At 36.5% G+C, this 25,972-nt stretch carries 25 protein-coding genes; 17 read left to right on the top strand and 8 right to left on the bottom strand.

Annotation, left to right across the window (positions count from 1 at the left end):
* Window positions 1-119: 119 nt before the first annotated feature.
* Genes PZ892_RS00140 through PZ892_RS00155 form a run of 4 tightly spaced genes read right to left on the bottom strand, consistent with a single transcriptional unit; the run spans window position 120 to window position 2,411 of the window.
* Window positions 120-806, bottom strand: a complete 687-nt coding sequence (locus tag PZ892_RS00140; protein ID WP_094258643.1) for a pseudouridine synthase — start codon at window positions 804-806, stop codon at window positions 120-122.
* Window positions 807-809: 3 nt separating this feature from the next.
* A complete protein-coding gene (locus PZ892_RS00145; RefSeq protein ID WP_182497786.1) occupies window positions 810-1,175 on the bottom strand; it encodes a hypothetical protein in 366 nt (121 codons plus the stop codon).
* Window positions 1,176-1,209: 34 nt separating this feature from the next.
* A complete protein-coding gene (locus PZ892_RS00150) occupies window positions 1,210-1,689 on the bottom strand; it encodes a DUF4112 domain-containing protein (protein ID WP_182497787.1) in 480 nt (159 codons plus the stop codon).
* Window positions 1,690-1,691: 2 nt separating this feature from the next.
* Window positions 1,692-2,411: an SIMPL domain-containing protein gene (locus PZ892_RS00155; RefSeq protein ID WP_182497788.1), complete on the bottom strand. Its 720-nt coding sequence runs from the start codon at window positions 2,409-2,411 to the stop codon at window positions 1,692-1,694.
* A gap of 158 nt (window positions 2,412-2,569) precedes the next feature.
* Between PZ892_RS00155 and PZ892_RS00160 the strand changes: the two genes are divergently transcribed.
* The gene (locus PZ892_RS00160; RefSeq protein WP_093100014.1) at window positions 2,570-2,761 is read left to right on the top strand and encodes a cold shock domain-containing protein; all 192 of its coding nucleotides are present in this window, start codon (window positions 2,570-2,572) and stop codon (window positions 2,759-2,761) included.
* A gap of 137 nt (window positions 2,762-2,898) precedes the next feature.
* Here the strand turns inward: PZ892_RS00160 and recO are convergent, their stop codons facing one another.
* Complete coding sequence (recO, locus tag PZ892_RS00165; RefSeq protein ID WP_182497789.1) at window positions 2,899-3,618, bottom strand: DNA repair protein RecO; 720 nt, start codon at window positions 3,616-3,618, stop codon at window positions 2,899-2,901.
* Window positions 3,619-4,058: 440 nt separating this feature from the next.
* On the opposite strand from recO, the gene rpmB reads away from it, so the two are divergent.
* The 7 genes from rpmB (at window position 4,059) to PZ892_RS00200 (ending at window position 9,493) form a co-directional block, all read left to right on the top strand.
* Entirely contained in the window at window positions 4,059-4,292 is a 234-nt protein-coding gene (gene rpmB / locus PZ892_RS00170; protein ID WP_094258637.1) for a 50S ribosomal protein L28, read from the top strand.
* Window positions 4,293-4,364: 72 nt separating this feature from the next.
* Complete coding sequence (gene rpmG, locus PZ892_RS00175; protein WP_002998409.1) at window positions 4,365-4,547, top strand: 50S ribosomal protein L33; 183 nt, start codon at window positions 4,365-4,367, stop codon at window positions 4,545-4,547.
* 42 nt (window positions 4,548-4,589) lie between these two features.
* Window positions 4,590-4,751: a DUF4295 domain-containing protein gene (locus tag PZ892_RS00180; RefSeq protein WP_094258636.1), complete on the top strand. Its 162-nt coding sequence runs from the start codon at window positions 4,590-4,592 to the stop codon at window positions 4,749-4,751.
* A 143-nt stretch (window positions 4,752-4,894) separates the two neighbouring features.
* Window positions 4,895-5,857 (top strand): signal recognition particle-docking protein FtsY, encoded by a 963-nt coding sequence (ftsY, locus tag PZ892_RS00185; protein WP_094258635.1) that lies wholly within the window; start codon window positions 4,895-4,897, stop codon window positions 5,855-5,857.
* Between the two features lie 13 nt (window positions 5,858-5,870).
* The gene (gene rimO / locus PZ892_RS00190) at window positions 5,871-7,205 is read left to right on the top strand and encodes a 30S ribosomal protein S12 methylthiotransferase RimO (RefSeq protein ID WP_277711861.1); all 1,335 of its coding nucleotides are present in this window, start codon (window positions 5,871-5,873) and stop codon (window positions 7,203-7,205) included.
* 94 nt (window positions 7,206-7,299) lie between these two features.
* A complete protein-coding gene (bshC, locus tag PZ892_RS00195; RefSeq protein WP_277711862.1) occupies window positions 7,300-8,889 on the top strand; it encodes a bacillithiol biosynthesis cysteine-adding enzyme BshC in 1,590 nt (529 codons plus the stop codon).
* Between the two features lies 1 nt (window position 8,890).
* Window positions 8,891-9,493: a Crp/Fnr family transcriptional regulator gene (locus PZ892_RS00200; RefSeq protein WP_218823976.1), complete on the top strand. Its 603-nt coding sequence runs from the start codon at window positions 8,891-8,893 to the stop codon at window positions 9,491-9,493.
* A 16-nt stretch (window positions 9,494-9,509) separates the two neighbouring features.
* Here PZ892_RS00200 and PZ892_RS00205 read toward each other — a convergent pair whose 3' ends face one another.
* Entirely contained in the window at window positions 9,510-10,421 is a 912-nt protein-coding gene (locus PZ892_RS00205; RefSeq protein WP_277711863.1) for an arginine deiminase-related protein, read from the bottom strand.
* A 1-nt stretch (window position 10,422) separates the two neighbouring features.
* Window positions 10,423-11,337 carry an arginine deiminase family protein gene (locus PZ892_RS00210; protein ID WP_277711864.1) on the bottom strand — a complete coding sequence of 305 codons (915 nt, stop codon included), beginning with the start codon at window positions 11,335-11,337 and terminating at the stop codon, window positions 10,423-10,425.
* Between the two features lie 478 nt (window positions 11,338-11,815).
* Between PZ892_RS00210 and gcvP the strand changes: the two genes are divergently transcribed.
* Together gcvP and PZ892_RS00220 are read left to right on the top strand one after the other, a co-directional pair.
* Window positions 11,816-14,689: an aminomethyl-transferring glycine dehydrogenase gene (gene gcvP / locus PZ892_RS00215; RefSeq protein WP_277711866.1), complete on the top strand. Its 2,874-nt coding sequence runs from the start codon at window positions 11,816-11,818 to the stop codon at window positions 14,687-14,689.
* 92 nt (window positions 14,690-14,781) lie between these two features.
* Complete coding sequence (locus PZ892_RS00220) at window positions 14,782-15,054, top strand: hypothetical protein (protein ID WP_277711867.1); 273 nt, start codon at window positions 14,782-14,784, stop codon at window positions 15,052-15,054.
* Here PZ892_RS00220 and PZ892_RS00225 read toward each other — a convergent pair.
* The gene (locus tag PZ892_RS00225; RefSeq protein ID WP_277711868.1) at window positions 15,049-15,771 is read right to left on the bottom strand and encodes a TetR family transcriptional regulator; all 723 of its coding nucleotides are present in this window, start codon (window positions 15,769-15,771) and stop codon (window positions 15,049-15,051) included. The genes PZ892_RS00220 and PZ892_RS00225 overlap by 6 nt on opposite strands.
* Before the next feature lie 142 nt (window positions 15,772-15,913).
* On the opposite strand from PZ892_RS00225, the gene PZ892_RS00230 reads away from it, so the two are divergent.
* The 7 genes from PZ892_RS00230 to PZ892_RS00260 are packed head-to-tail and all read left to right on the top strand — an operon-like array spanning window position 15,914 to window position 25,948.
* Entirely contained in the window at window positions 15,914-19,162 is a 3,249-nt protein-coding gene (locus PZ892_RS00230) for a TonB-dependent receptor (protein WP_277711869.1), read from the top strand.
* A 27-nt stretch (window positions 19,163-19,189) separates the two neighbouring features.
* Entirely contained in the window at window positions 19,190-20,989 is a 1,800-nt protein-coding gene (locus PZ892_RS00235; RefSeq protein WP_277711870.1) for a RagB/SusD family nutrient uptake outer membrane protein, read from the top strand.
* A gap of 10 nt (window positions 20,990-20,999) precedes the next feature.
* The gene (locus tag PZ892_RS00240) at window positions 21,000-21,848 is read left to right on the top strand and encodes a metallophosphoesterase (RefSeq protein WP_277711871.1); all 849 of its coding nucleotides are present in this window, start codon (window positions 21,000-21,002) and stop codon (window positions 21,846-21,848) included.
* Window positions 21,849-21,859: 11 nt separating this feature from the next.
* Window positions 21,860-23,371, top strand: coding sequence for an endonuclease/exonuclease/phosphatase family protein (locus PZ892_RS00245; protein WP_277711873.1), 1,512 nt, complete (start codon window positions 21,860-21,862; stop codon window positions 23,369-23,371).
* A gap of 6 nt (window positions 23,372-23,377) precedes the next feature.
* Window positions 23,378-24,301, top strand: a complete 924-nt coding sequence (locus PZ892_RS00250) for an endonuclease/exonuclease/phosphatase family protein (RefSeq protein ID WP_277711874.1) — start codon at window positions 23,378-23,380, stop codon at window positions 24,299-24,301.
* 46 nt (window positions 24,302-24,347) lie between these two features.
* Window positions 24,348-25,100, top strand: coding sequence for a DUF1080 domain-containing protein (locus tag PZ892_RS00255; RefSeq protein WP_277711876.1), 753 nt, complete (start codon window positions 24,348-24,350; stop codon window positions 25,098-25,100).
* A gap of 23 nt (window positions 25,101-25,123) precedes the next feature.
* Window positions 25,124-25,948 carry an N-acetylmuramoyl-L-alanine amidase gene (locus PZ892_RS00260; protein ID WP_347176396.1) on the top strand — a complete coding sequence of 275 codons (825 nt, stop codon included), beginning with the start codon at window positions 25,124-25,126 and terminating at the stop codon, window positions 25,946-25,948.
* Window positions 25,949-25,972: the final 24 nt, after the last annotated feature.

Below are 25,972 nucleotides of genomic sequence, written 5' to 3' on the forward strand. Positions count from 1 at the left end.
ATTGATACAAAAATAGGAAAATTAACGTGGAAATAGTATTTAGTATAAAGTATTTACTTGTTAAGTATAGAAGGGTAAAATAGGATTAGAAATGACCGAATCTCAATAGGAGATTGAAGTTAAAATGAATTGATATTCAGTAAATCCAATGCTCTTTGGAATTCGGGTTGAATATTGGCTTCAATAATGATATCTTGTTGATTTATTGGGTGTTTGAATTGTATTTTTTTGGCATGGAGCAACATGGTGTCATGCTCGAAAGTGTCTTTCCAAAGCTTGTTTTGTTTATTACAACCATGCGGCCTATCCCCTATTATTGGGTGAAAGATGTGTGCGAAATGTCTTCGCAATTGATGCATTCTTCCAGTTTGTGGTTCTGCAAGCACTAATGAATATCTTGAAGTCTGAAATTTTCCAAAGGGAAGGTCAATTTCAGTTTGCGCCAAGGTTTTATAGTGGGTTAAAGCTTCTTGAATTGTTCCATTCTCTTTTTTCAGCGGATAATCAATCGTTCCTTCAGGTTCAGTATGGCCCCTTAGTACCGCCAAATATTCTTTTTTAATGAGATTTTGTGAAAATGCCGTTTGGATAGCACTATCCATTTCCTTATTTAGAGAAAATAAAAGTACTCCTGCTGTTTTACGGTCTAGGCGATGTGCTGGATAAACCTTTTTACCAATTTGATCTCTTAATAATTGAAGGGCAAATTCAGATGTGTCGGCAGCGATAGATGACTTATGAACCAATAAGCCATGAGGTTTATTAATGGCTATTAAATCCTCATCTTCAAAAAGAATTTCGAGCATTTGCTATTTTTTTAATGCATCAATCAACATTCCAGCCTTTTCATCAATTTTAGAACTGATCCAAACCTGACCAAAAGCTCCCCCACCAATGATTACTTTCTCACTGTTCCAGTTAATTCTGGTCAAAGAGAAGATATAGTAATTTTCGGTGTAAGTGTAATTATTGACAAATTCATTGACTACCTGGTCTCCTATCAGCATCATTCCAAAATCAACAGCATCTTGATGCTTATAGTCCATTTGCTTTTTCAGGATTTCCTTTGCCTTCAGAGTTAGTTTGTCATTTATCTTTTCCTTGGAAGGATTAGTAAATACAGCTGCTAAGAGTATTACTACTCCCAATAAGGCAAATATTCTTGTTTTACTCATAGCTGCAAAAATAGTTTATTTTAGGTAGAAAGAGCTAAAATATCAATCCAAATAGCCAAATGGTTAAGGCATACATCGCATAAATAAATAGAACGATCGTTATGAAAAGACCGACCCCAAGTGCGATAAGAATGTTTTTTGCGCTTCCTTGATGCTTATCATCGTAATAATGCTCTCTTAATAGTTTTATGTTCTTTTCATTAGCCTTATTGAAGAAGTCGAAGATATTTCCAAATAAAGGAATTGATCCCAATAAAGCATCCCAAGTCACATTCATCAACATTTTTACAGCGACTTTGCTGCTAGCTCCGTTGCGATACATCACTGAAACAAGGACCAATGAAATAATAAATGTTGCGATTTGGCCACCAAAAGGGATAAAGTTTAAGATGGGGTCTAATCCAAATCGGAAGTTTCCAATGCGGAAACGACTATCCATAAGTACAGATAGTCGTTTTACCCATTGGAAATCCTTATCAATTTTTTCTAGCTTATAAGAATGTTCTTTTGTCATTTTTATTTTAACTCGAATACAGCTTCTATATTACAAGTAAGTTTTATAGGTTTAACTTCAATATCCAAACCTTGTTCGTCACTGGCCATTTCAGCGTTAGCTGTTTTTGCGGACATGGCATACATACGAGGTTGAGGAAGGATATCGTTCCAGTTAAAGCTGCTATTATCATTGATTACAATCACTTTCCCAACATTTTCTGCATCAGCAGCCGCTAAAATTTCAGCATTTGTTCTAGCATCGCGAACAGCGATTGTTTTTAATTCTTTCTCGATTTCTTTTTTCTGAGTATGATCATATCCAGAAATATTAGTGCTTTGTAGACCCTTTGCGTCCACTTCTTCTAACATTGGGTTTAAATTTTTAAGGTCAGTTACCTTAATGCGATATTGTCGAGCCTGAAGTAGTTCGTTATTTTTCTTTTTTGTTTCGGCATTATAGCTGTAGATGTTTTGAACGGTAAAGTCTTCTTTTTTAACGCCATTTTTCATAGCTGCATCGAAAAGTTGTTTTTCCAATTGATCAATACCCACCTTTTTCTTGGTATTACCATCCTGATAATACTCTTTCAAAGAAATTGATAGATAAATAATATCCGGAGTTACTTCTTTTTCTGCGTATCCACGAGTTGCTACTCTTCTACTGTTTTCCATATTCATAGTTTGAGCGTTTAGAGAGGTCACAAGACCTACTACCGCTATTAGTGCAATTAATTTTTTCATAATCTTTTTAAATAAATTGTTTATGGCAAAAACCTTTCCAAATTATCGATAGAAAAAATAAGCAGTAAAATATTCAGAAATGTTTACTACATTTAACGATTAAATTTAATTGGTATTCAAAAAATAATGATACCTTTAAAAAAACAATAGTAATTATTATGCAAGAAGGAGTAGTAAAATTCTTTAATGAAGCCAAAGGTTTCGGCTTCATCATTCCAAATTCTGGAGAGAGTGAAATTTTCGTTCACGTTTCTGGATTAGTAGACAAAGTTCGTGAAAACGACCATGTTTCTTACGAAGTACAACAAGGTCGTAAGGGCTTGAACGCGGTAAATGTAAAACTTATCTAAGAATTAGATTCAATATATTTATTGTGGAAAACCCGTTGAGAATAATCTCAACGGGTTTTTTATTTGATAAGTTTTTAGAGCCAATAGTTTACTAAGCATAAAATAAAACTGGATGTATTTTAAGCAGTAAAAAAGACCTAGTTTCCAAAAATTTCCTCAAGAATATATAGAGAATTTATTTCACCAAAGTTTTCAGTATGAAGCCTGTAGTAATCAATAAGTTTTTGCAAAAGATAAGTGCGATCTGCCTTGTTTAGTTTTATTTTGTTACAATTTGAAAAGCTACTTTGTAAAATTTCTCTGAATGTAGAGCTGTATGGTTCCTGGATAATATGGAAGTGAGCCGGAGGGGTTGTTACGAATTGTCCTTCCAATAAATCAAAATACGGTAAGTTGCTAACTATTGGTTTGAATCCTAAATAGTGACTTAGTTTTGCAAGGAATACCAAATGATAATTTGCAAGACCACTTTGACTTTCATCGAGCCATATTATTGCATTCTCTAGAAAATGGAAAAGTTGCGGTTCTGGATGCTGATGTCTTAATACCTTATATAGGACTTCATTTAAGAACATCGCTATTGAACTTTTTACTATATCTAATGGAATGGATTTGAGGACCGGGACCTGTTGAGCCTCTTTGATCCTTTGGAGGTTGTTGTTTTCCTTATTGTAAACCACCATTTCCAAAAGATGAAATGGTTGTAGGATATTAAATGGAATTTTGGCTTTAGGTTTTCGAGCGCCATTGATTAAATAGGACTGTAAACCTAAAGCTTCAGTATAAATTTGAGCGACAACACTACTTTCGGAGTAGTTAGTGACTTTTAAAGTTATCCCTTTGGTTTGTTGGAGCATCAGGTTCTACTCTATTTTTTATTTGTGTTTTTGCGTTCGTCCAGAAGTGTGTTTCGATCAATTTTTCTAAATAAGCGATAAATTAACGTAATAAAACCGACACCAAATGCAATGACTCCGACTGTAAGCAAAAGTTTGTACCAATTGTTTTCGGCTTGCATGAGGATGATCCCATAATAGATACAGCCTATTCCGATCAAAGTAAAAGCTAATCCTCGTATTAAAAACTTGTTCATTGTGAATTGTTGAAAACTATTGTAAGCCTCGATATAAATAATAATGCAAAATACAGTAATTTTGTTGACTTCTGACCCTTTTCTACATCATTTTAAAATATTTCGATATTTATTATTGTATTTCCCAAAAGAAATATAGATATTTGCACACTCGTTTCTGAGGAACGATAATTGAATTAGAACAACAATAAAAAATCGAATATCATGTCAAGAATTTGTGATTTAACAGGCAAGACGGCATTAAAAGGAAATAACGTATCTCACTCGAACGTTAAAACAAAACGTAAATTCTATCCTAATTTACAGACTAAACGTTTTTATATTCCTGAAGAGGATCGTTGGATTACTCTAAAAGTATCTACATCGGCTATTAAGACGATTAATAAAAACGGTATTACAGCATCTATCGAGAAATTTATTAAAAAAGGTCACATTTAATAGATAGCCTGTTATATCAACAGAAAATAGAATCATGAAATTCACCCGTGAGGGTATAAATAAAGTAAGGCAATGGCAAAAAAAGGAAATAGAGTACAAGTAATCTTAGAATGTACTGAGCACAAAGAAAGTGGTCTTCCAGGAATGTCTCGTTACATTACCACAAAGAACAAAAAGAACACAACTGAGCGTTTAGAATTGAAAAAATTCAACCCAGTATTGAGAAAAGTAACAGTTCACAAAGAAATTAAGTAATAAACACATGAACCTTTAGGTTCATCTAAAAAATATTATACCATGGCAAAGAAAGCAGTTGCATCATTACAAAAAGGTGGTGGTAAAGAGTTTACTAAGGTAATTATCACAGCTAAATCTGCAAAAACTGGCGCTTATACTTTCAAAGAAAGTATGGTACACAATGACAAAGTAAAAGAGGTTGTTGCTGCGGCTTCAAAATAAGCAGTTAGATATTCCTTTTTTTAAAGTTTTTCTTTAAAAATCTTATAATTAGCCGTTTTGGGAGCACCAAAAGGGCTTTTTTAGTATTCTGTATTTAAGTATCTTTGATACAGTTCTGATCCATCATCTATAACATATCCATCATGGGATTATTTGATTTTTTTAAAAAGAAGCAAGAAACGCCTGAGGCTCAAGAAGCACTAGACAAAGGTTTAGAGAAAACCAAAGAAGGTTTTTTCTCCAAAATTACCAAAGCAGTAGTAGGGAAGTCTACCATTGATGACGAAGTTTTGGATAATCTTGAAGAGGTTTTGGTAACCTCTGATGTTGGTGTCACGACGACCTTGAAGATTGTTGACCGTATTCAGAAACGTGCTGCGCAGGATAAATATGTAACTACAGATGATTTAAATCGCTTATTAAAGGATGAAATTCAAGGTTTGTTGGCTGAAAATAACAGCAACGATTTCGAATCCTTTGAGTATGGGAATCAGAAACCATATGTAATTATGGTTGTAGGTGTTAATGGCGTTGGAAAAACCACAACGATTGGAAAACTAGCTCATCAACTAAAAGAAGCTGGCAATAAAGTTGTTTTGGGGGCTGCCGATACATTTAGAGCAGCAGCGGTTGATCAAATCCAATTATGGGGAGAACGAGTAGGGGTTCGTGTTGTTGCACAACCTATGGGTTCAGACCCTGCATCTGTAGCTTTCGATACCGTAAAGTCTGCAGTTTCCAATGGAGATGATGTAGCCATTATTGATACTGCTGGAAGGCTTCATAATAAGGTGGGCTTGATGAATGAATTAACCAAGATAAAAAATGTAATGCAAAAGGTTATTCCTGATGCCCCACATGAGATATTATTGGTTTTGGATGCCTCTACAGGACAAAACGCCATCGAGCAAGCAACCCAATTTACCCAGGCGACAGATGTAAATGCTTTAGCACTGACCAAATTAGATGGTACAGCAAAAGGCGGAGTAGTTATTGGGATTTCGGATCAATTTAAAATTCCTGTAAAATATATTGGAGTAGGAGAGAAGATCGGTGATTTACAGTTGTTTAACAAAAAAGAGTTTGTAGACTCCCTGTTTAAATAGTCTACATCATAATATGAAAACAAAACAAACAAAAAGAGTAACAAGCTTTGTGAAACCTCGTGTAAACGTGGTGACCTTAGGTTGTTCAAAAAATATTCACGATAGTGAGGTTCTGATGGGCCAATTAAAAGGCAATCAGATGGAGGTGGTCCACGAAGCTTCCAATATCCAAGCTAACGATATCGTTGTTATTAATACCTGTGGGTTTATTGATAATGCGAAACAAGAGTCTATTGATACCATTCTTCAATTCTCAGAATTAAAAGATCAAGGCAAGGTTAATAAAGTTATTGTCACAGGCTGTTTGTCGGAACGATATAAGCCTGAACTAGAATCAGAGATTCCTAGTGTTGATGCTTTTTTTGGCACCAATGATCTTCCAGAATTACTTTCCAGCATAGGGGCAGATTATCGTCATGAATTACTTGGCGAAAGACTATTAACTACCCCTTCCCATTTTTCTTATTTTAAAATTGCAGAAGGATGTAACCGTCCATGTTCTTTTTGTGCAATACCTTTAATGCGCGGAAAGCATGTTTCTAAATCTATTGATGATTTAGTTAAGGAAGCGAAGTTTTTGGCATCAAATGGCACTAAAGAGCTTATTTTGATTGCTCAAGATCTTACTTATTATGGTCTTGATATTTACGGAAAACGTAATTTATCTGATTTATTACGTCATCTATCAGACGTTGAAGGAATTGACTGGATCCGTTTGCAATATGCTTATCCATCGGGTTTCCCAATGGATATCCTGGATGCAATGAACGAAAGATCTAATATTTGCAACTATTTAGATATGCCGTTGCAACATATTTCTGATCGCATGTTGACTTCTATGCGTCGCGGGACAAGCAAGCAAAAGCAAATCGACCTAGTTAATCAAATCCGCGATAAAGTTCCTGATATCGCCTTGAGAACAACACTAATTTGTGGTTACCCTGGTGAAACAGAACAAGATTTTCAAGAGATGTTGGAATGGGTAGAAGAGACAAGATTTGATCGCTTGGGCTGTTTTACATATTCACATGAGGAAAAAACTCATGCTCATAACTTGGAAGACGATGTTCCGGAAGAAGTTAAGCAAGATCGGGTTGACCAAATTATGGAAGTTCAACAAGGAATTTCATATGAAATAAACCAGGAAAAAGTTGGAAATACGTATAAAGTATTGATCGACAGAGTAGATGGTGATTATTTTATTGGAAGAACTGAGTTTGATTCTCCAGAGGTTGATAATGAGGTCGTTTTAGAGGCAAAATCAAATTATGCTAGAATAGGGGACTTTGTACAAGTACAAGTAGACCGGGCTGAAGATTTTGATCTGTATGGCAACATTGTCAAATAACTATAACTTTTGTGGCAAGTAGTCGTGCTTTTTTTAAATTTTTGTATTTTGTATACTGAATGCCTATACATTTGTAAAAGTTTAAAAGAGGTAGATGAAAGCCACATATATTGATTACAGCGACACTAATAGTTTTTCCAAAACCTTAATAGCCTATTTAAGCCATAATCCGCAGCTGGCTGCATTTTATGGGAATAAGCCCGATTTAAATGGTTTTAAGGATCAAATTAGCCAAAAGAAAAATTTCGCTCATAGAGAAATTTTGACTCAAAATTTGAGTGATCAATATGCTGAATTATTAGCCTCTTCTCCAGAGGTTGCTCAAAATATTATCCGACTTAAGGATAAAAATACCTTCACGGTTACAACTGGTCACCAATTAAATATATTTACAGGTCCATTATACTTTATCTTCAAAATAGTCACTGCAATTAAGCTGGCTGAAGATCTTAAAAAGGCTTTTCCAGAAAATGAGTTCGTTCCTGTTTACTGGATGGCAACCGAAGATCATGACTTTGAAGAAATCAATCACACGAAAGCGTTTGGTAAAAAGATCTCTTGGGATGTGGAATCTCATTCAGCAACAGGTAGAATGGACACCGCAAGTATTGTCGATACTGTAAAACAGTATTGTAATACTTTCGGTCTTTCTGAAAATGCCACCGTACTTACAGATCTTGTAAGTGATGCCTATTTACAGGAATTGAGTCTTGCTGATGCCACAAGAGTTTTTGTGAACTCCTTGTTCAAGCAATACGGCCTCGTAATAATTGATGCTGATAGAAAAGGTCTTAAAAAATTATTTGCTCCGATTATGGAGGAAGATATTTTGAAAGAAAAGAGCTTCAAAGCGATTGAAAAGAGCTCAGAGCAGCTATTAGAACTGGGGTTTGCAACCCAAGTTCATGCTCGTGAAATCAATTTTTTCTATTTGACAGATGATTTTCGGGAAAGGATTGTTCGTGGTCCAGACGGGAAATATGAGGTTTTACATCAGAATCTTTATTTCAGTGAGGATGAATTAAAAAAGGAGATTCATGATCATCCAGAAAGATTCAGTCCTAATGTCGTGATGCGACCAATGTATCAAGAGTTGATTTTACCTAATCTAGCATATATAGGAGGAGGTGCAGAAATCGTTTATTGGTTGCAATTGAAGGCGAATTTTGATCAATACAAAGTAGAGTTCCCTATCTTGATTCCAAGGAATTCCGCATTGATTACGGATGACCAATTAGCTGGTAAGATCTTTAGGTTAGACTTTACCTTTAAAAGCATATTCAAGCCATCAGAAACTCTTAAAAAGGATTACGTAAAGCGTATTACCAAGCATAGGTTGAACCTCCAGGATGAATGGATGGAATTCAATGCTATCTTTGGAAAGATAAAATTAAGGACCCATAAGATTGATCCTAGCTTAGGACCAAGCACAGATGCGGTAAAGGCAAGGCTTAAAAAAGCCATCAACAACTTAGAAAAGAAATTATTAAAAGCAGAAAAAAGGAATCATCAAGATGCTTTAATTCAGATAGATAGAATTAAGGAAAAGCTGTTTCCCGGAGGTGGGTTGCAAGAGCGGACTGAGAATTTTGCTGAATTATATTTAAAACACGGAGATGATTTAATTCCTGATTTAGTCAAGAATTTCAATCCATTAGATTTCAAATTCACTATACTATATTAATATGAAAATGGAAGTGTTATTGAAAAGCAATTTCTATAAATACTATACGGAAAAGGCTTTTTTAACCGAGAGTGATTTTGAGCAGTTACTCCCTTTTTTTGAATTCCGAGAATTATCTCATAACCAATATATTCTAAGGGCAGGGGAGGTTTGTAAGCATTTTTTGTTTGTTGAAGAAGGATTATTGCAGTTCTTGTCCCTGGATGAAAAAGGAGTTGAACATATTCTTCAATTTGCTCCTGAAAACTGGTTAATGGGAGATCGCTCAAGCGTCTATTTTGATGAACCTTCATTGTATTACATCAAAGCTATTGAACCTAGCAAAGTGGTGTTTTTGCATCCTAAATTCTTTACTGAAGCCGCCAAATTGCGTATTGATTTTGCGATGTTCACAGAACGTTCCTTGCAGAGAAGTATCTATTATCTGCAAAGAAGGATAAATTCCTTGCTAGCCATGACGGCAAAAGAGCGTTACTTAGAATTTATGGAATTATACCCTAATTTATTGCTTAGGGTGCCGCAATGGATGATTGCTTCTTATTTGGGAATTACACCAGAAAGCCTCAGCCGAGTTCGTAGAGAAATCGCAAAAGATAGTTTTTAAAACTGAGGTTTTCTAACTAGAAAACCTCAGCCATCATACATCTGGCGCTACCACCACCATATTTTTCTATACTGAACAGTGGAGCATGGACGATTGATCCATGTTGTTCCAGTAATTCTATCTCCTCATCCTCAAAAGCCTCAAATGCCTGAGAACTCATGCAGATGATTGGTTCCCCATCAATATTCTTTACCTCTAAAATATTTCCAGCAAAATGATTCATCTGATCTTCTGTAATTTCAATGATCTCCTTTCCAGTGGCTTTCAATTGAGAAATCACAAGTTCCCTTTCTTCAACAGTTCTAATTGTCTCTAAACAAATAACACAAAAGTTAGTCCCTACGGACATCATAACGTTTGTATGATAAATTGGTAATAGCAGATCCCCAACTATTTGGGTTGAATGGAAAACCACTGGTTTATAGCCCTGGTCTTTACAGAAGATATGAAACAACTCCTCATTTGCTCGTTCTGACAAGGAGCAATAAGCGATTTTATTTACCCGATCCAAGATCATTGATCCTGTACCTTCTAAGAATTTCTTTTGTTCTTCGTTGGGCGTATAGTCTTGAATGGTTTCATAATGCCTCCCAAGTTGATCCAACTTTCCTATATAATTTAGTTTTCGTTCATTCCTTCTGTTCTCAGCAAACATGGGATACAGAATACATTTATTTACATGAAATGAAATGACATTATTTGGGAAAATGCTATCTGGAGTATCTAATTTGCCTGAATCTTGAACAACCAAGACTTTGATCCCAGCATTTTTAAGTGATTTTACAAAGTTGTCAAATTCAGTAATGGCCAGATCCGATAGTCGGTCTGTTTTTTCATTTTCAGCTTGAAAAAAATTGTTTACAGCAGTTTCCTCATTTCTACGGAAATAGAAAGGCCTGACCATCAGGATTGTATTGGTAGTTTGCATTTTATTTTCTTATTAATGGTAATGTAGAACAGCGTAATAAGCCTTCTTGTTTTCCTATTTCGTGATAAGGGATTTCTTCAACTATAATATTTTGAGATCGCAGCCAATTATTTAGTCTGGTAAACCGCTCTTCACTCACTATAACATTCGGTGAAATTGAAAAAACATTAGAGAACATTTGATACATTTCATCAGCTGTAATCTGAAAGACATTTTCTTCGCCAAATAGCTCAAGTAAAAGTTGAAAATCCTCAGGGTTTCTAAATCCACCTGGGTATATAATTGCCTTATTCTCTGCAATAGGTTGAAAACAGCAATCCAGATGTAAAGCATTGGATCTGGGGTCGGTCATGGATTTAATTAGGTCAAAGCCCATCACCGTCTTTTCCGGAAATTTCTCTTTAATAAATTCTACTCCTTGAATATTAGTCCTAGCAGTATTGATTTGAGAATAATCGTCTGCGGTGTAAGTTCCAATAAAGATATAGTCCTTCCATAATATTACATCGCCACCTTCAATATGGATGTGTTCTGGTGCAGTAATTAGCTTATCCGGATCAATTTGATCGATAATATACAATATGGCTTCCCATTCTTGTGCACGATCGGGGAGGATATTGGATTTTACAAAATAATCATCAATGACAAAGCCAATGTCACGAGTAAATATTTGATTTAGATCGGCGATTGTTTCTGGGCGATAAATTTCCACGCCATATTTCAACAAAACCTGTTTAAAGGACTCTAATTCATGCAACATATCGCTTTCCGTTGGATAGGTTCCAGCAAGAATATGTTCTAAAGATTTGGGGTCATAAGCATCTTGGGCCGTTGGAGTTGGACCATTGTTATTTGCAATGCCAAGAATGACAGCAGACAAACGATTGGTTTCATTCCTCACGTTTAATTTAAGCATATAATTTATTAATTGATTCAGCCTAAATTAGCAAAGATTCTGATTTTAAATATAAGTGAAAAAATTATTGTAAATATTTAATATTTAAGACGGTAATTGTGGGATAAAAACATTAAAAAGAGGGGGTTCAATGCAGAAAATGGAATGATTTCAATGTTTATTTGAAGTTTTTTTAATAGTTAAGTCATATGGACCATATTCTTTTCAGAAGCTTCTTCAACCTTAAATTGTTTCATTTAAAATGAATGGGCTGAAAAGCTATAACAATTCTAAATTTATTCTAGTATTGTTAATCGATATTCAAAAAAATATGCAATCGATTGATGTGATAATAAAAGTTTTCCCATAGGTGCTGGCTTAAAAAATTACCTATAAAAAGCGTATCTTTGCACATCTAAAATTTCTAATAGAAAATCTATTGAAATATTTTGGATAACAGATAGTTAATCAGTCTCAAAAGTTACAATCAATTCTTAAAATGAGTAACGTATTTTACCAAGAAAAATTTGAGGATCGCCATAATGGTCCAAGTTCTGCGCAGGTAGAGGAAATGTTGAACGTACTTTCAGTTGGTTCATTGGATGAATTAATCGAACAAACCGTTCCAGCACAAATTCGTAAAAAAGAAGGTTTAAAACTTCCTGCAGCTCTAAGTGAAGTTGCATATTTGGAGAAAATTGCTCAAATCGCAGAAAAAAACAAGGTTTTCAAATCATATATCGGTCAAGGATATAATGATGTTATCCTTCCAGGTGTTATCCAACGTAATGTATTTGAAAATCCAGGATGGTATACTCAATATACTCCTTACCAAGCTGAAATTGCTCAAGGTCGTTTGCAAGCATTGTTGAATTTCCAAACAATGGTTTCAGATTTAACAGGCCTTGAAATTGCAAATGCTTCCCTATTGGATGAGGCTACTGCAGCAGCTGAAGGAATGTTTATGTTGTACAGTACGCGTAAAAACAAAGACGCAAATGTGTTTTTGGTTACTCCAAATGTATATCCTCAAACACTAGATGTATTACAAACTAGAGCTGTGCCTTTTGGTGTTGAAATCCGTGTAGCAGATCTGACTGTTGAAAACTTAACAGACGATGTTTTTGCTGCTTTCGTTCAATATCCTGCAGCTGATGGTACTGTAAATGATTATAAAGAATTTGCAGCGTATGCTCATGATAAAGAAATTACAGTTTGTGTAGCTACTGACTTGATGTCATTAGCTCTATTAACTCCTCCAGGAGAATGGGGCGCTGATGTAGTCGTAGGTAACTCGCAACGCTTTGGTGTACCAATGGGTTTTGGAGGCCCGCATGCAGCATTCTTCGCTACGAAAGAAGCTTACAAACGTAATATCCCGGGAAGAATTATTGGAGTTACTTCTGATTCTAACGGTGAATATGCATTGCGAATGGCTCTACAAACGCGTGAACAACATATCCGTAGAGATAAAGCTTCCTCAAACATTTGTACTGCCCAAGCTTTATTAGCTATTATGGCATCTTTTTATGCCGTATACCATGGACCTAAGGGAATTAAGAACATTGCTCAACGCATCAATGATTTAACAAAATTAGCGGATAAAGCAATCCAATCTCTAGGTTACAAGCAAGTAAATGCATCGTATTTTGATACGCTACGTTTCGATTTAGGAAATGAAGTTGGTGGTTTGAAAAGCGAAGCATTAAATCATGAATTAAACTTCTACTACGAAGACGGAACTGTAGGTATTTCCATCGATGAGACAACAACTTTCGAAGATATCCAAACGATCGTTAAGGTATTTGCTAAAGTTAAAGGCAAAACAATTAGTGATGTGGATATGGATGCCTTGGTAAATGAATTAGGAACTTCCATTCCTGAGCATTTAGAAAGAGCTTCAGAATTTTTAACACATCCTGTATTTAACAGCTATCACTCTGAGAGTGAAATGTTGAGATATATCAAGTCTTTAGAAGCAAAAGATCTTTCATTGTGTCATTCTATGATTCCTTTGGGATCATGTACAATGAAATTGAATGCAACGACTGAAATGGTGCCTGTTACTTGGGCTAGATTTGGTGGTTTACATCCATTTGCTCCTGCTGATCAAACCTCAGGTTATATGCAATTGATCAATGAATTGAATGATTGGTTGTGTGAAATCACTGGATTTGCGAAGATGTCCTTCCAACCTAACTCCGGTGCACAAGGTGAATATGCTGGTCTAATGGTTATTCGTGCTTACCATCATAGCCGTGGTGATTTCGATAGAAATATCTGTTTGATTCCTGCATCTGCACATGGTACTAACCCTGCTTCGGCATCAATGGCTGGATTAAAAGTGGTTGTCGTGAAATGTGATGAACGTGGAAATATCGATGTTGAAGACCTGAAAGCTAAAGCTACTGAACACGCAGCTAACTTAAACTCTTTAATGGTTACTTATCCTTCTACTCACGGAGTATTTGAAGAACCAATCATTGAGATCTGTAATATTATCCATGAAAATGGTGGTCAAGTGTATATGGATGGTGCGAATATGAATGCTCAAGTAGGGTTGACTAGCCCTGGTTATATTGGAGCTGATGTTTGTCACTTGAACTTACACAAAACCTTCTGTATTCCTCATGGTGGTGGTGGTCCTGGTATGGGTCCTATCGGTGTTGCAAAACACTTGGTTCCATTTTTACCTAACCATGAAATCGTAGAAATCTCTGGTGAAGAAGGAATTTCTGCCGTTTCTGCCGCTCCATTTGGCTCAGCGTCCATATTGGTGATCTCGCATGCTTATATTGCCATGATGGGACCTGATGGACTTACAAATGCTACTAAAAAAGCAATCTTAAATGCTAATTATATCAAAGCGCGTTTAGAGCAACACTACCCTGTGTTATATGCCGGTGCTAATGGTCGTTGTGCTCACGAAATGATCTTGGATTGTCGTGGATTTAAGAATGTAGGAATCGAAGTTGCGGATATCGCAAAACGTTTAATGGACTATGGTTTCCATGCTCCAACAGTTTCTTTCCCTGTTGCTGGAACCTTAATGGTTGAACCAACTGAGTCTGAATCAAAAGCAGAATTAGACAGATTCTGTGATGCATTAATCAGCATCCGTGCTGAAATCGCTGCAGTTGAAAATGCTGAAGCTGACCAAAAAGATAATGTCTTAAAAAATGCGCCACATACCGCAAGAGTTGTTACAGGTGATGAGTGGGATAGACCTTATTCACGTCAAACAGCTGCTTATCCAATTGAATACTTAAGAGTTAATAAATTCTGGCCTTCAGTTGGTCGTGTTAATGATTCTCAAGGTGATAGAACATTAATCTGTTCTTGCCCACCAATGGAAGCTTACGCAGAAATTTAACAACAATAGTAAAATTAAAATAAGTTTATATAGCCTTTACTCTATTTTGCTGAGTAAAGGCTATATTCGTTTATACTAATTACCAATTGATTATGGGAATGGAAAATGTTGTAGCCGTTATAGGTTGGATAGGCGTCGCTTGTTGTACAGTAGGCTTTTTGCTATTAAACACAAAAACTGTCAAGTTTGATTCCTGGATTTACCAGGGAATCAATGTTATGGGTGGAACAGGTTTAGTTATTAGCGCACTTTACTTTCATGACATGCCGAATATTACCTCAAACTCTATGTGGATCATCATTGCTTTATATGGCCTTATAAAACCCTATTGGAAGCGTGGTGATAAAAGTGAAATTGCATCATAATTTTAGTTTTAAGGCTCTAAAAGCGTAATTCCGATGTATATTTAACTTGGTTTCGTATTCCTCTTTCTCTGATACTAAGCTTAAATAATAGTAGGCTCCATCCACCAAAACATAAATTAAATCTGCTGTAGCATCCGGAGATTCTATATCTACTATACCTGCCTCCTTACATTTACTTAATACCTCAGCAAGGTGCACTCGCAAAGAATCATGTAGCCTTTTGAATTTCCCCTTAATTTTTTTGTCCCGAAAGCCCATGGCATAGCAGCTATAGAATATGCTATCATTAAAAAGAGCATTCCATTTTTTTGAAAATAATTTATCGATAAGGTCAATTAAATAGCCTCTTAGGTCTTGGCCTGACAATTTTTGTCTTTTGTATATAACCAGATACTTTTCTAGAATATAATCGATTAAAGCATAATTGAGCTCTTCTTTATTCTTGAAATAATGAATGATAAGACTCGGATTAATCTCCATTTCTGAAGCAATTTTTGCAATCGAGGTATTCTCTAATCCTTCCTTTTTTGCAACAAAGTAATACTTTTGAATTATCTCTTTTCGACGCTCATCTTTAATACTATTTCTGCCCATGTTACGATTATATTTTGAATGACTGTTCAATTTATTTGTTATAGACCTAATATCAGTAGATATTTTCGAATTTTGATAAAAAATATTTGATAAAATATATTTTTCATCTAATTTAGAGAGCATTACTGAAAATCAGTTAACCAATATGCCATCCATATAAATGGCAACCCATATAAACTTAAAAGTCTTTTTATTTTAAAATAACATTGTATTAACATTGCCGAATTACCTTTGTATTTTGAATGAATATTCAATTAATTTAAATATGAAACCTAACCATTTTCGAAAAGAATCAGCATGTAGCATGTTGAGCAAAATTCTGCTCTTATTTTTTGTTTGGTTTATTCCATTTGTCCTCATGGCCCAAGAGAATTCCTTGACTGGTCATGTCTCGGATATTGATGGTAATAATCTATCAGGGGTGAGTGTAATTGTAAAAGGAACAAACAAAGCCACATCTACTTCAGATGATGGTAAATTTAAAATTGACGGGATCTCCAGAAATTCAACCATTATTTTCAGATCATTGGGCTATAAAACTCAAGAAATTGTAAGTAACCCCGGTGATGTTCTGAATATCAAGTTGGAAACTGATGCCAGTAACCTGGATGAAGTCGTTGTCGTTGGTTTCGGAACCCGGAAGAAAATTAATTTGACAGGGGCTGTCGATCAAATATCTGGTAAACAGCTTGAATCAAGACCGGTAACGAATATTATGCAGGGACTGCAAGGTGCAAGTCCCGGTCTAAATATTACTTACGGCAATGGTAGCCCAGGCGGAATCCCTAATATTAACATCCGGGGAACAACATCAATTAACGGTGGTAGCCCATTAATCGTTATTGACGGTATTCCCGTTTCCGACACCTGGGATATGATCAGGTTAAGCCCTAATGATATCGCAACTTATACAGTGTTGAGAGATGCTGCTTCTGCTGCAATATATGGAGCAAGAGCGACCTACGGAGTCATTTTAATTACCACAAAGTCCGGTCAGCAAGGCAAGCAAGTTGTAGGCTACAATGTTACAACCGCTTGGGGCCGACCTACTGAAATGCCCGACGCAATTACCGACCCTTACATCTTCTCAAGATTGTTGGAAATTTCAACCGACAACACGCCTTGGGATTATGTGAATTATAGTGAAGAACATTATAAATGGGCTAAAGATCGATCTAATGACCCTTCATTGCCAGATGTAAGAGTAAACCCAGATGACCCTAATGTATGGGCCTATATGGGAGGTAATAACTGGAATGATTTTTTCCTTCATAACTCTTCTTTCTCCCATGTACATTCATTGACATTTTCTGGTGGTGCCCAAGTGAATAATAAACCCTTAAACTATTATTTATCGGCTGATTATACTAAAGAAAATGGATTGAACAAATTAGCATCCGATTATTGGCAAAGAAAAGGAATCCGCAGTAGATTCTCATTTGTACCTCTAAACTGGTTAAGAGTAGATAATAACATGAATATCTATCAAACCAACCGTGATATGCCTAACGCCAGCCTAACAGATATCTATTACCTGACACCAACCGATGTAATCAAGAATCCTGATGGAACTTGGGGAAATAATGCTGCGGGTAGATTAGCAGCGAGAATGGTTGATGGGGGTAAGAGAAATGAAAACATGTTTGGTTTTCAGAATATCTTCAATGCGGTAGGAACATTTTTAAATGGAGATTTAACAGTTACTGCTGACGCAAGTTTCAAACGCGAATATTGGCGTTATCCAGAACATTCAAATAAATATAAAATTGGATATGGACCCAATGATGTCAGGGAAGAAGGTGGTAACGGATATGTGCAGGATAGAAGAGGGGAAGTTGTTAATGATGTATTTAACTTATACGCGAATTACAATAAGAAAATTGGAAAACACGCACTAAGTGGAACTCTAGGGGTAAATCAGGAAGAATATATCTATTCTACCACAACTGCCTATAGAGACAAGTTAATTTCATCAACCTTGCCTTATTTAGCCTTGACCTATGGTGAACAAAGAATTAATGCAGCGTATAGTTCTTATGCGACCCAAAGTGCATTTGGTCGGATAAACTATACTTTTGATGATAAATACATCCTAGAGGCAACTGGCCGTTATGATGGCTCTTCAAGGTTCCCTAAAGGAAGTCGCTGGGGATTCTTCCCATCAATTTCAGGAGCATGGATTGTAAGTAATGAAGCCTTTTTCGAAGAATTCAAACCTACTTTTTCAAACTTGAAGTTTAGAGCATCATATGGAAGCCTAGGAAATCAAAGTGTTGGAGATTTCTCTTACATCCAAACCATGGGTACTGGTTTATCCGGATATCTTATCAATGGAACTCAACAACAGGTAATAAACGGTGCTCCACCGCTGACGATTGACCCGAATACTTACACTTGGGAAAATGTTTCAACCTTGAACTTCGGTACTGATATCGGTCTTTTCAACGATAAATTCTTTACAAGTTTTGATTATTACATCCGTGAAACTTCCGGGATGTTAACCAGAGGACAAGAATTGCCAGGAGTTTTAGGAACCAATGTTCCTAGACAAAATTCCGCAGATCTGAAAACAAAAGGCTGGGAGCTAACCGTCAATTATAAAGATCAGTTTAATATCGCCGCAAAACCTTTCCGATTTGATGCAAAAGTCGTGTTATCTGATTCTAGAGCACATATCACAAAATTCCAAAATGACCAAAGGCTTTTATCCGATTATTTCGAAGGATATGAGTTCGGAGCATTGTATGGGCTTGTTGGAAATGGGTTTTTTAAGAGCCAAGCCGAAATAGATGCTCTAGATCAATCTGCAATTGTTCCTTGGGGAGCCTTGAGTATTGTAAATGGCTGGCCTAAATTTGAAGATTTGGATGGTAACGGCAAGATTGAATTAGGCCTGACTGAAAAGGATATGAAAGACCGTAAGGTTATCGGAAATACTTCAGATCGCCTTCGAATTGGTTTCAACCTAAGTATGGACTGGAATGGATTTGATGGCTCTGTATTTTTACAAGGAGTGTTGAAGAGAGATTTTTATCCTGGCCATTATTTGTTCTGGGGCCCTTATCAACAACCGTATGCCAATATTTACCCTTGGCATTTAGACTTCTATCGCGAAACTTCTGATTCTCCAGAACAGCGAGCAAAACACTCCGATTCTTATATTGCCGCCGGTTTAGCAGATGAAAATCATGATTCTTCTTATCCAGTATTGCAATCTTGGTTGGCAGATGCAAATGATGGAAAAGGGTTAGCAATTCCTAATACCCAATATTTATTGAATGGAGCCTATGTTAGGATAAAGAATATCAGCTTAGGATATTCCTTGCCAAATCATATTATTGAAAGATGGAAACTCGGTAGAGTAAGATTCTTTGTCACTGGTGAAAATATTTTTGAATTCTCTAAAGTCAAGAAATATGTTGACCCTGAGGCTATCAACAATAATACAGATAACAGTGCTTGGGCTTATCCTTTCCAAAGAAAAATCGCCGCAGGTATCAACTTAGATTTTTAGTAGACCGACCATTAAATTTTAGATACTATGAAACGTTTATCAACACTATATTATATACCATTAGCCACTTTACTCTGCCTAACCAGTGCATGTAAAAAGGACTTTTTGGACAGGTTTCCTCAGACCTCTGTTACCCCTGAGGTGTTCTTCAATACCGAAGAAGATTTGGCCCTTTATATGAACGGGCTGCTTAGTTTACCCAATAGAAATTCTTATTTGAATGACCAGTCTACGGATAATGCCGCAACAACCGCAGCCGTAGAAATAAAGAACATGATGACTGGTAATCCTTCTTCACAGACAATTACTGGAGGTTGGTCTTGGGGTAGACTTAGAGATATAAATTATTTCTTGGAGAATTATAACCGTGCAAAGGTTGCGGATGATGTGAAAAATCATTACGCTGGATTGGCAAGGTACTATCGTGCAATCTTCTACTCGAACATGGTCAATCGATATTCTGATGTACCTTGGTATGATGTAACCTTAAACCCAACTGACGAAGCATTAAAGAATCCCCAAAATTCTAGAACCGAAGTGATGACCAAAGTGATGGAAGATTTGGATTTTGCCGTAAAGAATGTCCGCGAAAATGTGCCTACAGGAACTCCTGGCAAATGGGCAGTGTATCTGATGCAAGCAAAAATCGCTCTCCATGAAGGGACTTATCGTAAGTATCATGATGAATTGAACCTAAAAAATACAGCTGATAATTTTCTAAAGATTGCTGAAACAGCAACTCAAGAAATAATGAAATCTGCAAAATATAGTATACATTCTACTGGAAAGCCAAATGATGACTATGCAGCATTGTTCGAATCATTAGATTTAACCAACAATAAAGAGGTTATTCTTTTTGTAGCTTTTGACCAAGGGAAAAACCTTACCCAAAATGTGAATGGTGTAGTATTTGGCGATTACGAACAATCGCCTTCTAGAGACCTTCTTCAAACCTATTTAATGAAGGATGGTAAAAGGTTTACAGATATTCCAAACTACGCAAAATTAGAATTTGTTCAAGAGTTCAAGGATCGCGACCCTAGGCTTAGCCAAACCTTTATTTATCCTGAATGGACTCGTCAACCGGGAAATACCATTTACGTGCAACGGTTGAATAAAAACTTCACTGGATACCATCAAAGAAAAGGTTATGTCAATAGTGGCGACCAAAATGTATACAACAGCATTGATTTCCCTGTTCATCGTTATGCCGATGTTCTATTGATGTTTGCAGAGGCAAAAGCTGAACTGGGAACTTTGACTCAAGCTGATCTGGATAATTCTGTTAATCTAGTGCGCAAGCGCGTTGGAATGCCCGATTTAATCTTATCAACAGCCAATGGAAATGTGGACCCAAAATTAAAAGCAGATTTCCCTAAGGTAACTGGAACCAATACTGGCGTCATATTAGAAATCAGAAGAGAAAGACGGGTGGAATTCGCTTTTGAGAACAGCCGTTACAATGATATAATGCGTTGGAATGCCGGTAAATTATTGGAAAAAATTCCAGAAGGCATGTATTTCCCTTCTGTAGGAAACTATGATTTAACGGGTGATGGTGTTCCTGATATCAAGTTGATCCCAGAAGGACAAACCATCCCTACAGATCGTGAAAAGAATTCTCTCGGAGTAGCTTTGGTTTATTATACTATTGGTAAATTTGATGGTACCGCGGGCGTGTATTTATCAAATGGAACCGCAGGTGGTACAATGGTTACTGATATCAAAAAACGTAATTTTATTGAACCAATGTATTACTATAGACCTATTCCGGAAGTTCAAATGTTATTAAACCCTAATCTTAAACAACCATTTGGTTGGAAATAATTCAATGTTCATGAAAAAACTATTCTTATTATCCGTATTAATCATCTGCGCAACCTTTGTTCAAGCTCAAAAGAAATTCTCATTCGGATATTTTACAGATTTACACTTAAATAAAGATGAAGCCTCAAACTCTTTCAAGGGATTAGAACAAGCCATTTCAGTTGCAAAAAAGAATAAAGTGGACTTTGTCCTTACGGGTGGTGATAATGCTGATGTGGATGCCATGAAGGCTGAAAACCTAGAAGCTGCCAAAAGCTTATTCCAACGCTACAAAGATATTGTAAGCAATTCGGGCTTGAAGTGGTTCTACAGCATTGGTAATCATGATCGTTATTGGCATTCTGATGGTGAACATGGATCGGGACTTTTTAGCAGTTATTTTGGAAAGCCTTACTATAGCTTCGAACACAAAGGCTGGAAATTCATCATCTTGAACAGCACTGAGGTTTGTAATAATAAATACTGCATTTCGGATACCCAGAAAAACTGGCTTGTATCCGAGTTGACAAAAACCCCTTCCGATCAACCGATTATTGTTTCTAGCCACGTTCCATTTTTATCCTTGTATTACCCAGTCTTAGAAGGTTATTATACTGACGCTGATACTTTTGTTAATCAAAAAGAAATCCGTGGTTTATTTGACAAGCATAATTTAAAATTGGTTTTACAGGGACACCAACATCTGTATGAGGAAATCAAAGTTAGAGGTGTGCAATATATCACTGCAGGTGCAATCAGTGCAAATTGGTGGGGAGGAAATTTCCATGGTACGGAGGAAGGTTATCTGCAAGTAAATATCAATGGAAATGATTTCAGCTGGGATTATGTTGATTATGGCTGGGACGTAGTAAAAAAATAAGATCAAAAAACATGAGGAATCTTTTTATTTATTGTTTTGTTCTTGTACTTACTTTACAATACAATATGGCCGTTGGACAGACCAAGCCTATCTTTAAGGAGGATTTTGATCAAATATCCTCAGATAGACTGATCAATGGCTTGACTGGTAAAGCATTGGACTTAACCATAAATGCAAAAAATCGTCAGCCTATTCAGTATCAGTTGGACAAAACAAAATGGAAAGATTCCTTTACTATCAGCACTTGGGTAAAAGCAGATGCTGATTTTGAAAATTACAATATCCTAAATCTAACTGTAAGATATTCAGACTCCACTTCCATTAACTGGAAAATTAATAAACAAGCAAATCATACCTGGGCTTGGGAAGTCGTAAAAGCTGATTATGCTTTAGATTATAAACCCGGACCAAATAGACAGCAGATTGTCCAGGATTGGAACTTATTAACAAGCAGCTACAATGCCGATAAACAGGAGATAGCACTCTATTATAATGATCTACAAGTCGCTATTTATTCCCTGGAAGGCTTAGTTCCTAAATTGGGAGCAGAGTCAGTCATTTTGCAGGTCGGCGGTGAGGAGAAAGGCGATTTAGGCGAATGGGAAACCTTTAATGGTACAATTGATGACCTGATAATCTTTGATTACGCTTTGTCTAAGAATGATATCCAGAATTATTATTCTAAATTCCGGAATAAAAGAAATCAAACCCCAACTCATCAAGTGGATAGCCTTCGGGTTATGACTTATAATATTTGGCATGGAGGCAATGAAACCGGAAAAAGCATAGGTTATAAAAGGATTGTAGAGATCATTAAGGAGAGTAAGGCCGATGTGGTCACCATGCAAGAAACTTATGGGTCAGGGCCCAGAATAGCAGATGAATTAGGATATTATTTTTACTTGAGAAGTAGCAATATTTCCATAATGAGCCGATACCCAATCGAAGAAACCTTGCCTAGCTATAAAGCTTTTAACAATGGGAATGCCTTGATACAAGTGGGAGACCAAAAGATCGTAATCTCTTCCGTCTGGTTAAACTATCCTCTAGATTACTGGGCAGAGATTGATAAAGGAAATAAGATCGATCTAGAAAATTGGAAGACACTACAAGAAGGAAACAAGAAAATTATGGAAGGAATTACTTCCAGCTTGAAACCATTTATTGAAAATGCTAATTATCCGATCATCATGGGCGGTGATTTTAATTCAGGATCGCATTTGGATTGGGTGAATAGTGTTAGGGATTTAAATGCAGGATATGTTATGCCCTTCCCTACAAGTTTATTTTTAGATAACCTGGGTTTTAAAGATACTTATCGACAGGTTTATAAAAACCCGAAAAAGGACCGTGGAATAACATGGACCCCAATCAACCCGAATACTCATCAAGACCGTATTGATTATATTTTTGTAAAAGGCAATAAGCTCCGGACCCTGGATTCCAAGGTAATTGAATCCCATAAAGTTCGATATCCATCTGACCATGCTGCGGTTGTTACAACCTTTAAACTATTAAATTAAATTGTTATGAATAGAACGATTCTTCAATACAGCTTCCTCCTGCTGTTAATCTCCCTAATATTTAATGCCAGCTTAGCCTACTCCAAAACCAATTTTAAAGTATTGACCTTTAATATATGGGTTGGAGGTGATGGCTCAGGATTTACTAAAGAAAAAAGCATTGCAAATCAATTGCAGGTTATTCGAACCACTAAGGCAGATATTGTCGCTTTCCAGGAACAAACCAGCTATAAATTCGGCGAACACTCGCGAGCACAATTGCTTGCAGATAGTCTTGGCTGGAATTGCATAGTTATTGACAAGAGTAGGGCAGTAATCAGTAAGTATCCTTTAAGTAGATTGAAGGACGATAAATCCCAGGTTTTAAAAGTTGATATCAATGGAAATACCCTCTTGGTTGCGGATGTACATTTGCCAGCCTATCCCTATGAACCTTATGAAATCGCTGATTCTAAGCTGAAGGATGAACAATCGGCTATTCAATCGGCAATCAATTCCAGGGGAAAACAAATCCAATCTGTTGTTGGAGATTTAAAAGGTTTCGAGAATTTCCCTACTATCATTTTAGGCGATTTTAATGAGCCAAGCTATTATGACTGGACCAAATCAGCCATTCAAAAAAGAAACGATCCTAGATTAACATTTTCTGTAAAATGGCCAAGCACATCTTTACTCTTAGAGAATGGATTCTATGATGCTTACCGTAAGCTCTACAAGAATGTCCAAAAAAGACCTTCCTATACCTGGACATCCATTCCCGGTGGGTCTATCGAAAACGAAGTTTATGACCGTATTGATTTAATATTTGCCAATAAGAAAGTGAAGGCGAAATCCGCTAAAATAGTGGGTGAGAAAGCTGATGCCGCAGATCTGGTAATCGCTGAATGGCCTACTGACCATCGTGCCGTGTTGATGAATATGACATTTTAAGCAAGATTTTATTATTTTAGGTTTTCAAATACATCTTATATCGATTATGAAAACCAACCTATCAGCATTCATTCTTTTAATACTATTCTTTTTAGGGACCCCATTGGCTGAAGCTCAAAAGAAGTTGTTTCAGTTTGGAGTAGAGAAAAGCTTTGATGAGTCTATCTTGAATTCCAAAGGAAAGGGAAAACCAATTCAGTGGATTGATGTCAATACATCGGATACCACTTGGAAAGCCAAAGGTAAACTCCTACAAAATAGTGGAAACCCAATAGGAGTGGTTCGGTCAGAAAAAATGTATGAGAACTTTATCATGCATGTCGAATGGCGTCACTTGGAAAAAGGTGGAAACTCAGGAATTTTTGTTTGGTGTGATGCCAAAGCTGATCCTAATTCTAGACTTCCTATGGGTATGGAAGTGCAGATGTTGGAGCTGGATTGGATAAACATCAATGCTGTCGATGGAAAACAACAGCCCATTGCTTACGTACATGGCGAATTATTCGGAGCAGGTGGCATGACAGCATCTCCCGATAATCCTAGAGGAGAACGAAGCAAATCCTTGGAAAATAGGTGCCTCGGTGTAGGGCAATGGAATAAGTATACCGTCGTTTGTGTGGATGGAACGGTGAAATTGGCCGTTAATGGAAAATTCGTTAATAGCATTCGTCTTGCGTCCAAGCGAAAAGGTTATCTTTGTCTAGAGGCAGAGGGTGCAAAAATGGAATTCAGAAATCTTCAGATTGTTGAATTAGAACCTGGAATGGATCGACCAGAATTTGTTGTAGACCCCCTGTAATCTACTAATGAGGATAAAAGATTATGATGATTAAGAAGTATATTATTTATTTTTCAATTGCTGCCTTGGCCAGCTCATGTGCCGGAGGTAAGTATGCCAGTACAGAAAAGGTCTATAAAAAGAAAGCAAAAGAGTTTTCTGCAATATATAAGGAAGCCCCAGTTAAAGGGCAATTAGAAAAAATTGTATCCAACGATAAGGAATGGATTGCATCCACCAACTTCGGTATTCGCAAACCTAATTATGTTATGATCCACCATACTGCACAAAAGGACTTGGATCAAACTGTACGGACCTTCCACAACCAAAAAGTAGGCGTAAGCTCACATTACGTGATTGGTCGTGATGGAAAAATTGTCCAAATGGTAAATGACCTTTATAGAGCACACCATGCTGGATTAGGAAAGTGGGGAAATGATACCGATTTGAACTCTTCCTCAATTGGAATTGAATTGGATAATAATGGAATCAGCGACCCTTGGCCAGATGTACAGATCAATGCCTTGGTCCAATTACTTGCTTATCTAAAAGAAACCTATAAAATCCCACAAGCAAACTTTATTGGCCACATGGATTATGCTCCAACACGGAAGAATGACCCTTCAAGGTTCCCTTGGAAAGTTCTCGCTGATAAAGGATTCGGATTTTGGTACGATGAGTTCTTAGAGACTCCTCCAGTAGGATTTGACCCTAAACTAGCATTGAAAATTATTGGCTATGATGTGAAAAACTTAGATGCAGCAATCAAAGGATTTAAACAACATTATATCCAAGTGGATGCTAATAATGCAGTACTCACTGAGCAGGATATGAAGATTTTGTATTCCATCTTTAAGAAATACTTGTAAGAAAAACTTATCAAAAACGAAAGG

The sequence above is a fragment of the Sphingobacterium sp. WM genome, assembly GCF_029542465.1.
Classification (GTDB): Bacteria; Bacteroidota; Bacteroidia; order Sphingobacteriales; family Sphingobacteriaceae; genus Sphingobacterium; species Sphingobacterium cellulitidis.

Coding starts and splice junctions, on each gene's coding strand:
- PZ892_RS00140 (WP_094258643.1), bottom strand. CDS start 806: ATGCTCGAAATTCTTTTTGAAGATGAGGATTTAATAGCCATTAATAAA.
- PZ892_RS00145 (WP_182497786.1), bottom strand. CDS start 1,175: ATGAGTAAAACAAGAATATTTGCCTTATTGGGAGTAGTAATACTCTTA.
- PZ892_RS00150 (WP_182497787.1), bottom strand. CDS start 1,689: ATGACAAAAGAACATTCTTATAAGCTAGAAAAAATTGATAAGGATTTC.
- PZ892_RS00155 (WP_182497788.1), bottom strand. CDS start 2,411: ATGAAAAAATTAATTGCACTAATAGCGGTAGTAGGTCTTGTGACCTCT.
- PZ892_RS00160 (WP_093100014.1), top strand. CDS start 2,570: ATGCAAGAAGGAGTAGTAAAATTCTTTAATGAAGCCAAAGGTTTCGGC.
- recO (WP_182497789.1), bottom strand. CDS start 3,618: ATGCTCCAACAAACCAAAGGGATAACTTTAAAAGTCACTAACTACTCC.
- rpmB (WP_094258637.1), top strand. CDS start 4,059: ATGTCAAGAATTTGTGATTTAACAGGCAAGACGGCATTAAAAGGAAAT.
- rpmG (WP_002998409.1), top strand. CDS start 4,365: ATGGCAAAAAAAGGAAATAGAGTACAAGTAATCTTAGAATGTACTGAG.
- PZ892_RS00180 (WP_094258636.1), top strand. CDS start 4,590: ATGGCAAAGAAAGCAGTTGCATCATTACAAAAAGGTGGTGGTAAAGAG.
- ftsY (WP_094258635.1), top strand. CDS start 4,895: ATGGGATTATTTGATTTTTTTAAAAAGAAGCAAGAAACGCCTGAGGCT.
- rimO (WP_277711861.1), top strand. CDS start 5,871: ATGAAAACAAAACAAACAAAAAGAGTAACAAGCTTTGTGAAACCTCGT.
- bshC (WP_277711862.1), top strand. CDS start 7,300: ATGAAAGCCACATATATTGATTACAGCGACACTAATAGTTTTTCCAAA.
- PZ892_RS00200 (WP_218823976.1), top strand. CDS start 8,891: ATGAAAATGGAAGTGTTATTGAAAAGCAATTTCTATAAATACTATACG.
- PZ892_RS00205 (WP_277711863.1), bottom strand. CDS start 10,421: ATGCAAACTACCAATACAATCCTGATGGTCAGGCCTTTCTATTTCCGT.
- PZ892_RS00210 (WP_277711864.1), bottom strand. CDS start 11,337: ATGCTTAAATTAAACGTGAGGAATGAAACCAATCGTTTGTCTGCTGTC.
- gcvP (WP_277711866.1), top strand. CDS start 11,816: ATGAGTAACGTATTTTACCAAGAAAAATTTGAGGATCGCCATAATGGT.
- PZ892_RS00220 (WP_277711867.1), top strand. CDS start 14,782: ATGGGAATGGAAAATGTTGTAGCCGTTATAGGTTGGATAGGCGTCGCT.
- PZ892_RS00225 (WP_277711868.1), bottom strand. CDS start 15,771: ATGCTCTCTAAATTAGATGAAAAATATATTTTATCAAATATTTTTTAT.
- PZ892_RS00230 (WP_277711869.1), top strand. CDS start 15,914: ATGAAACCTAACCATTTTCGAAAAGAATCAGCATGTAGCATGTTGAGC.
- PZ892_RS00235 (WP_277711870.1), top strand. CDS start 19,190: ATGAAACGTTTATCAACACTATATTATATACCATTAGCCACTTTACTC.
- PZ892_RS00240 (WP_277711871.1), top strand. CDS start 21,000: ATGAAAAAACTATTCTTATTATCCGTATTAATCATCTGCGCAACCTTT.
- PZ892_RS00245 (WP_277711873.1), top strand. CDS start 21,860: ATGAGGAATCTTTTTATTTATTGTTTTGTTCTTGTACTTACTTTACAA.
- PZ892_RS00250 (WP_277711874.1), top strand. CDS start 23,378: ATGAATAGAACGATTCTTCAATACAGCTTCCTCCTGCTGTTAATCTCC.
- PZ892_RS00255 (WP_277711876.1), top strand. CDS start 24,348: ATGAAAACCAACCTATCAGCATTCATTCTTTTAATACTATTCTTTTTA.
- PZ892_RS00260 (WP_347176396.1), top strand. CDS start 25,124: ATGATGATTAAGAAGTATATTATTTATTTTTCAATTGCTGCCTTGGCC.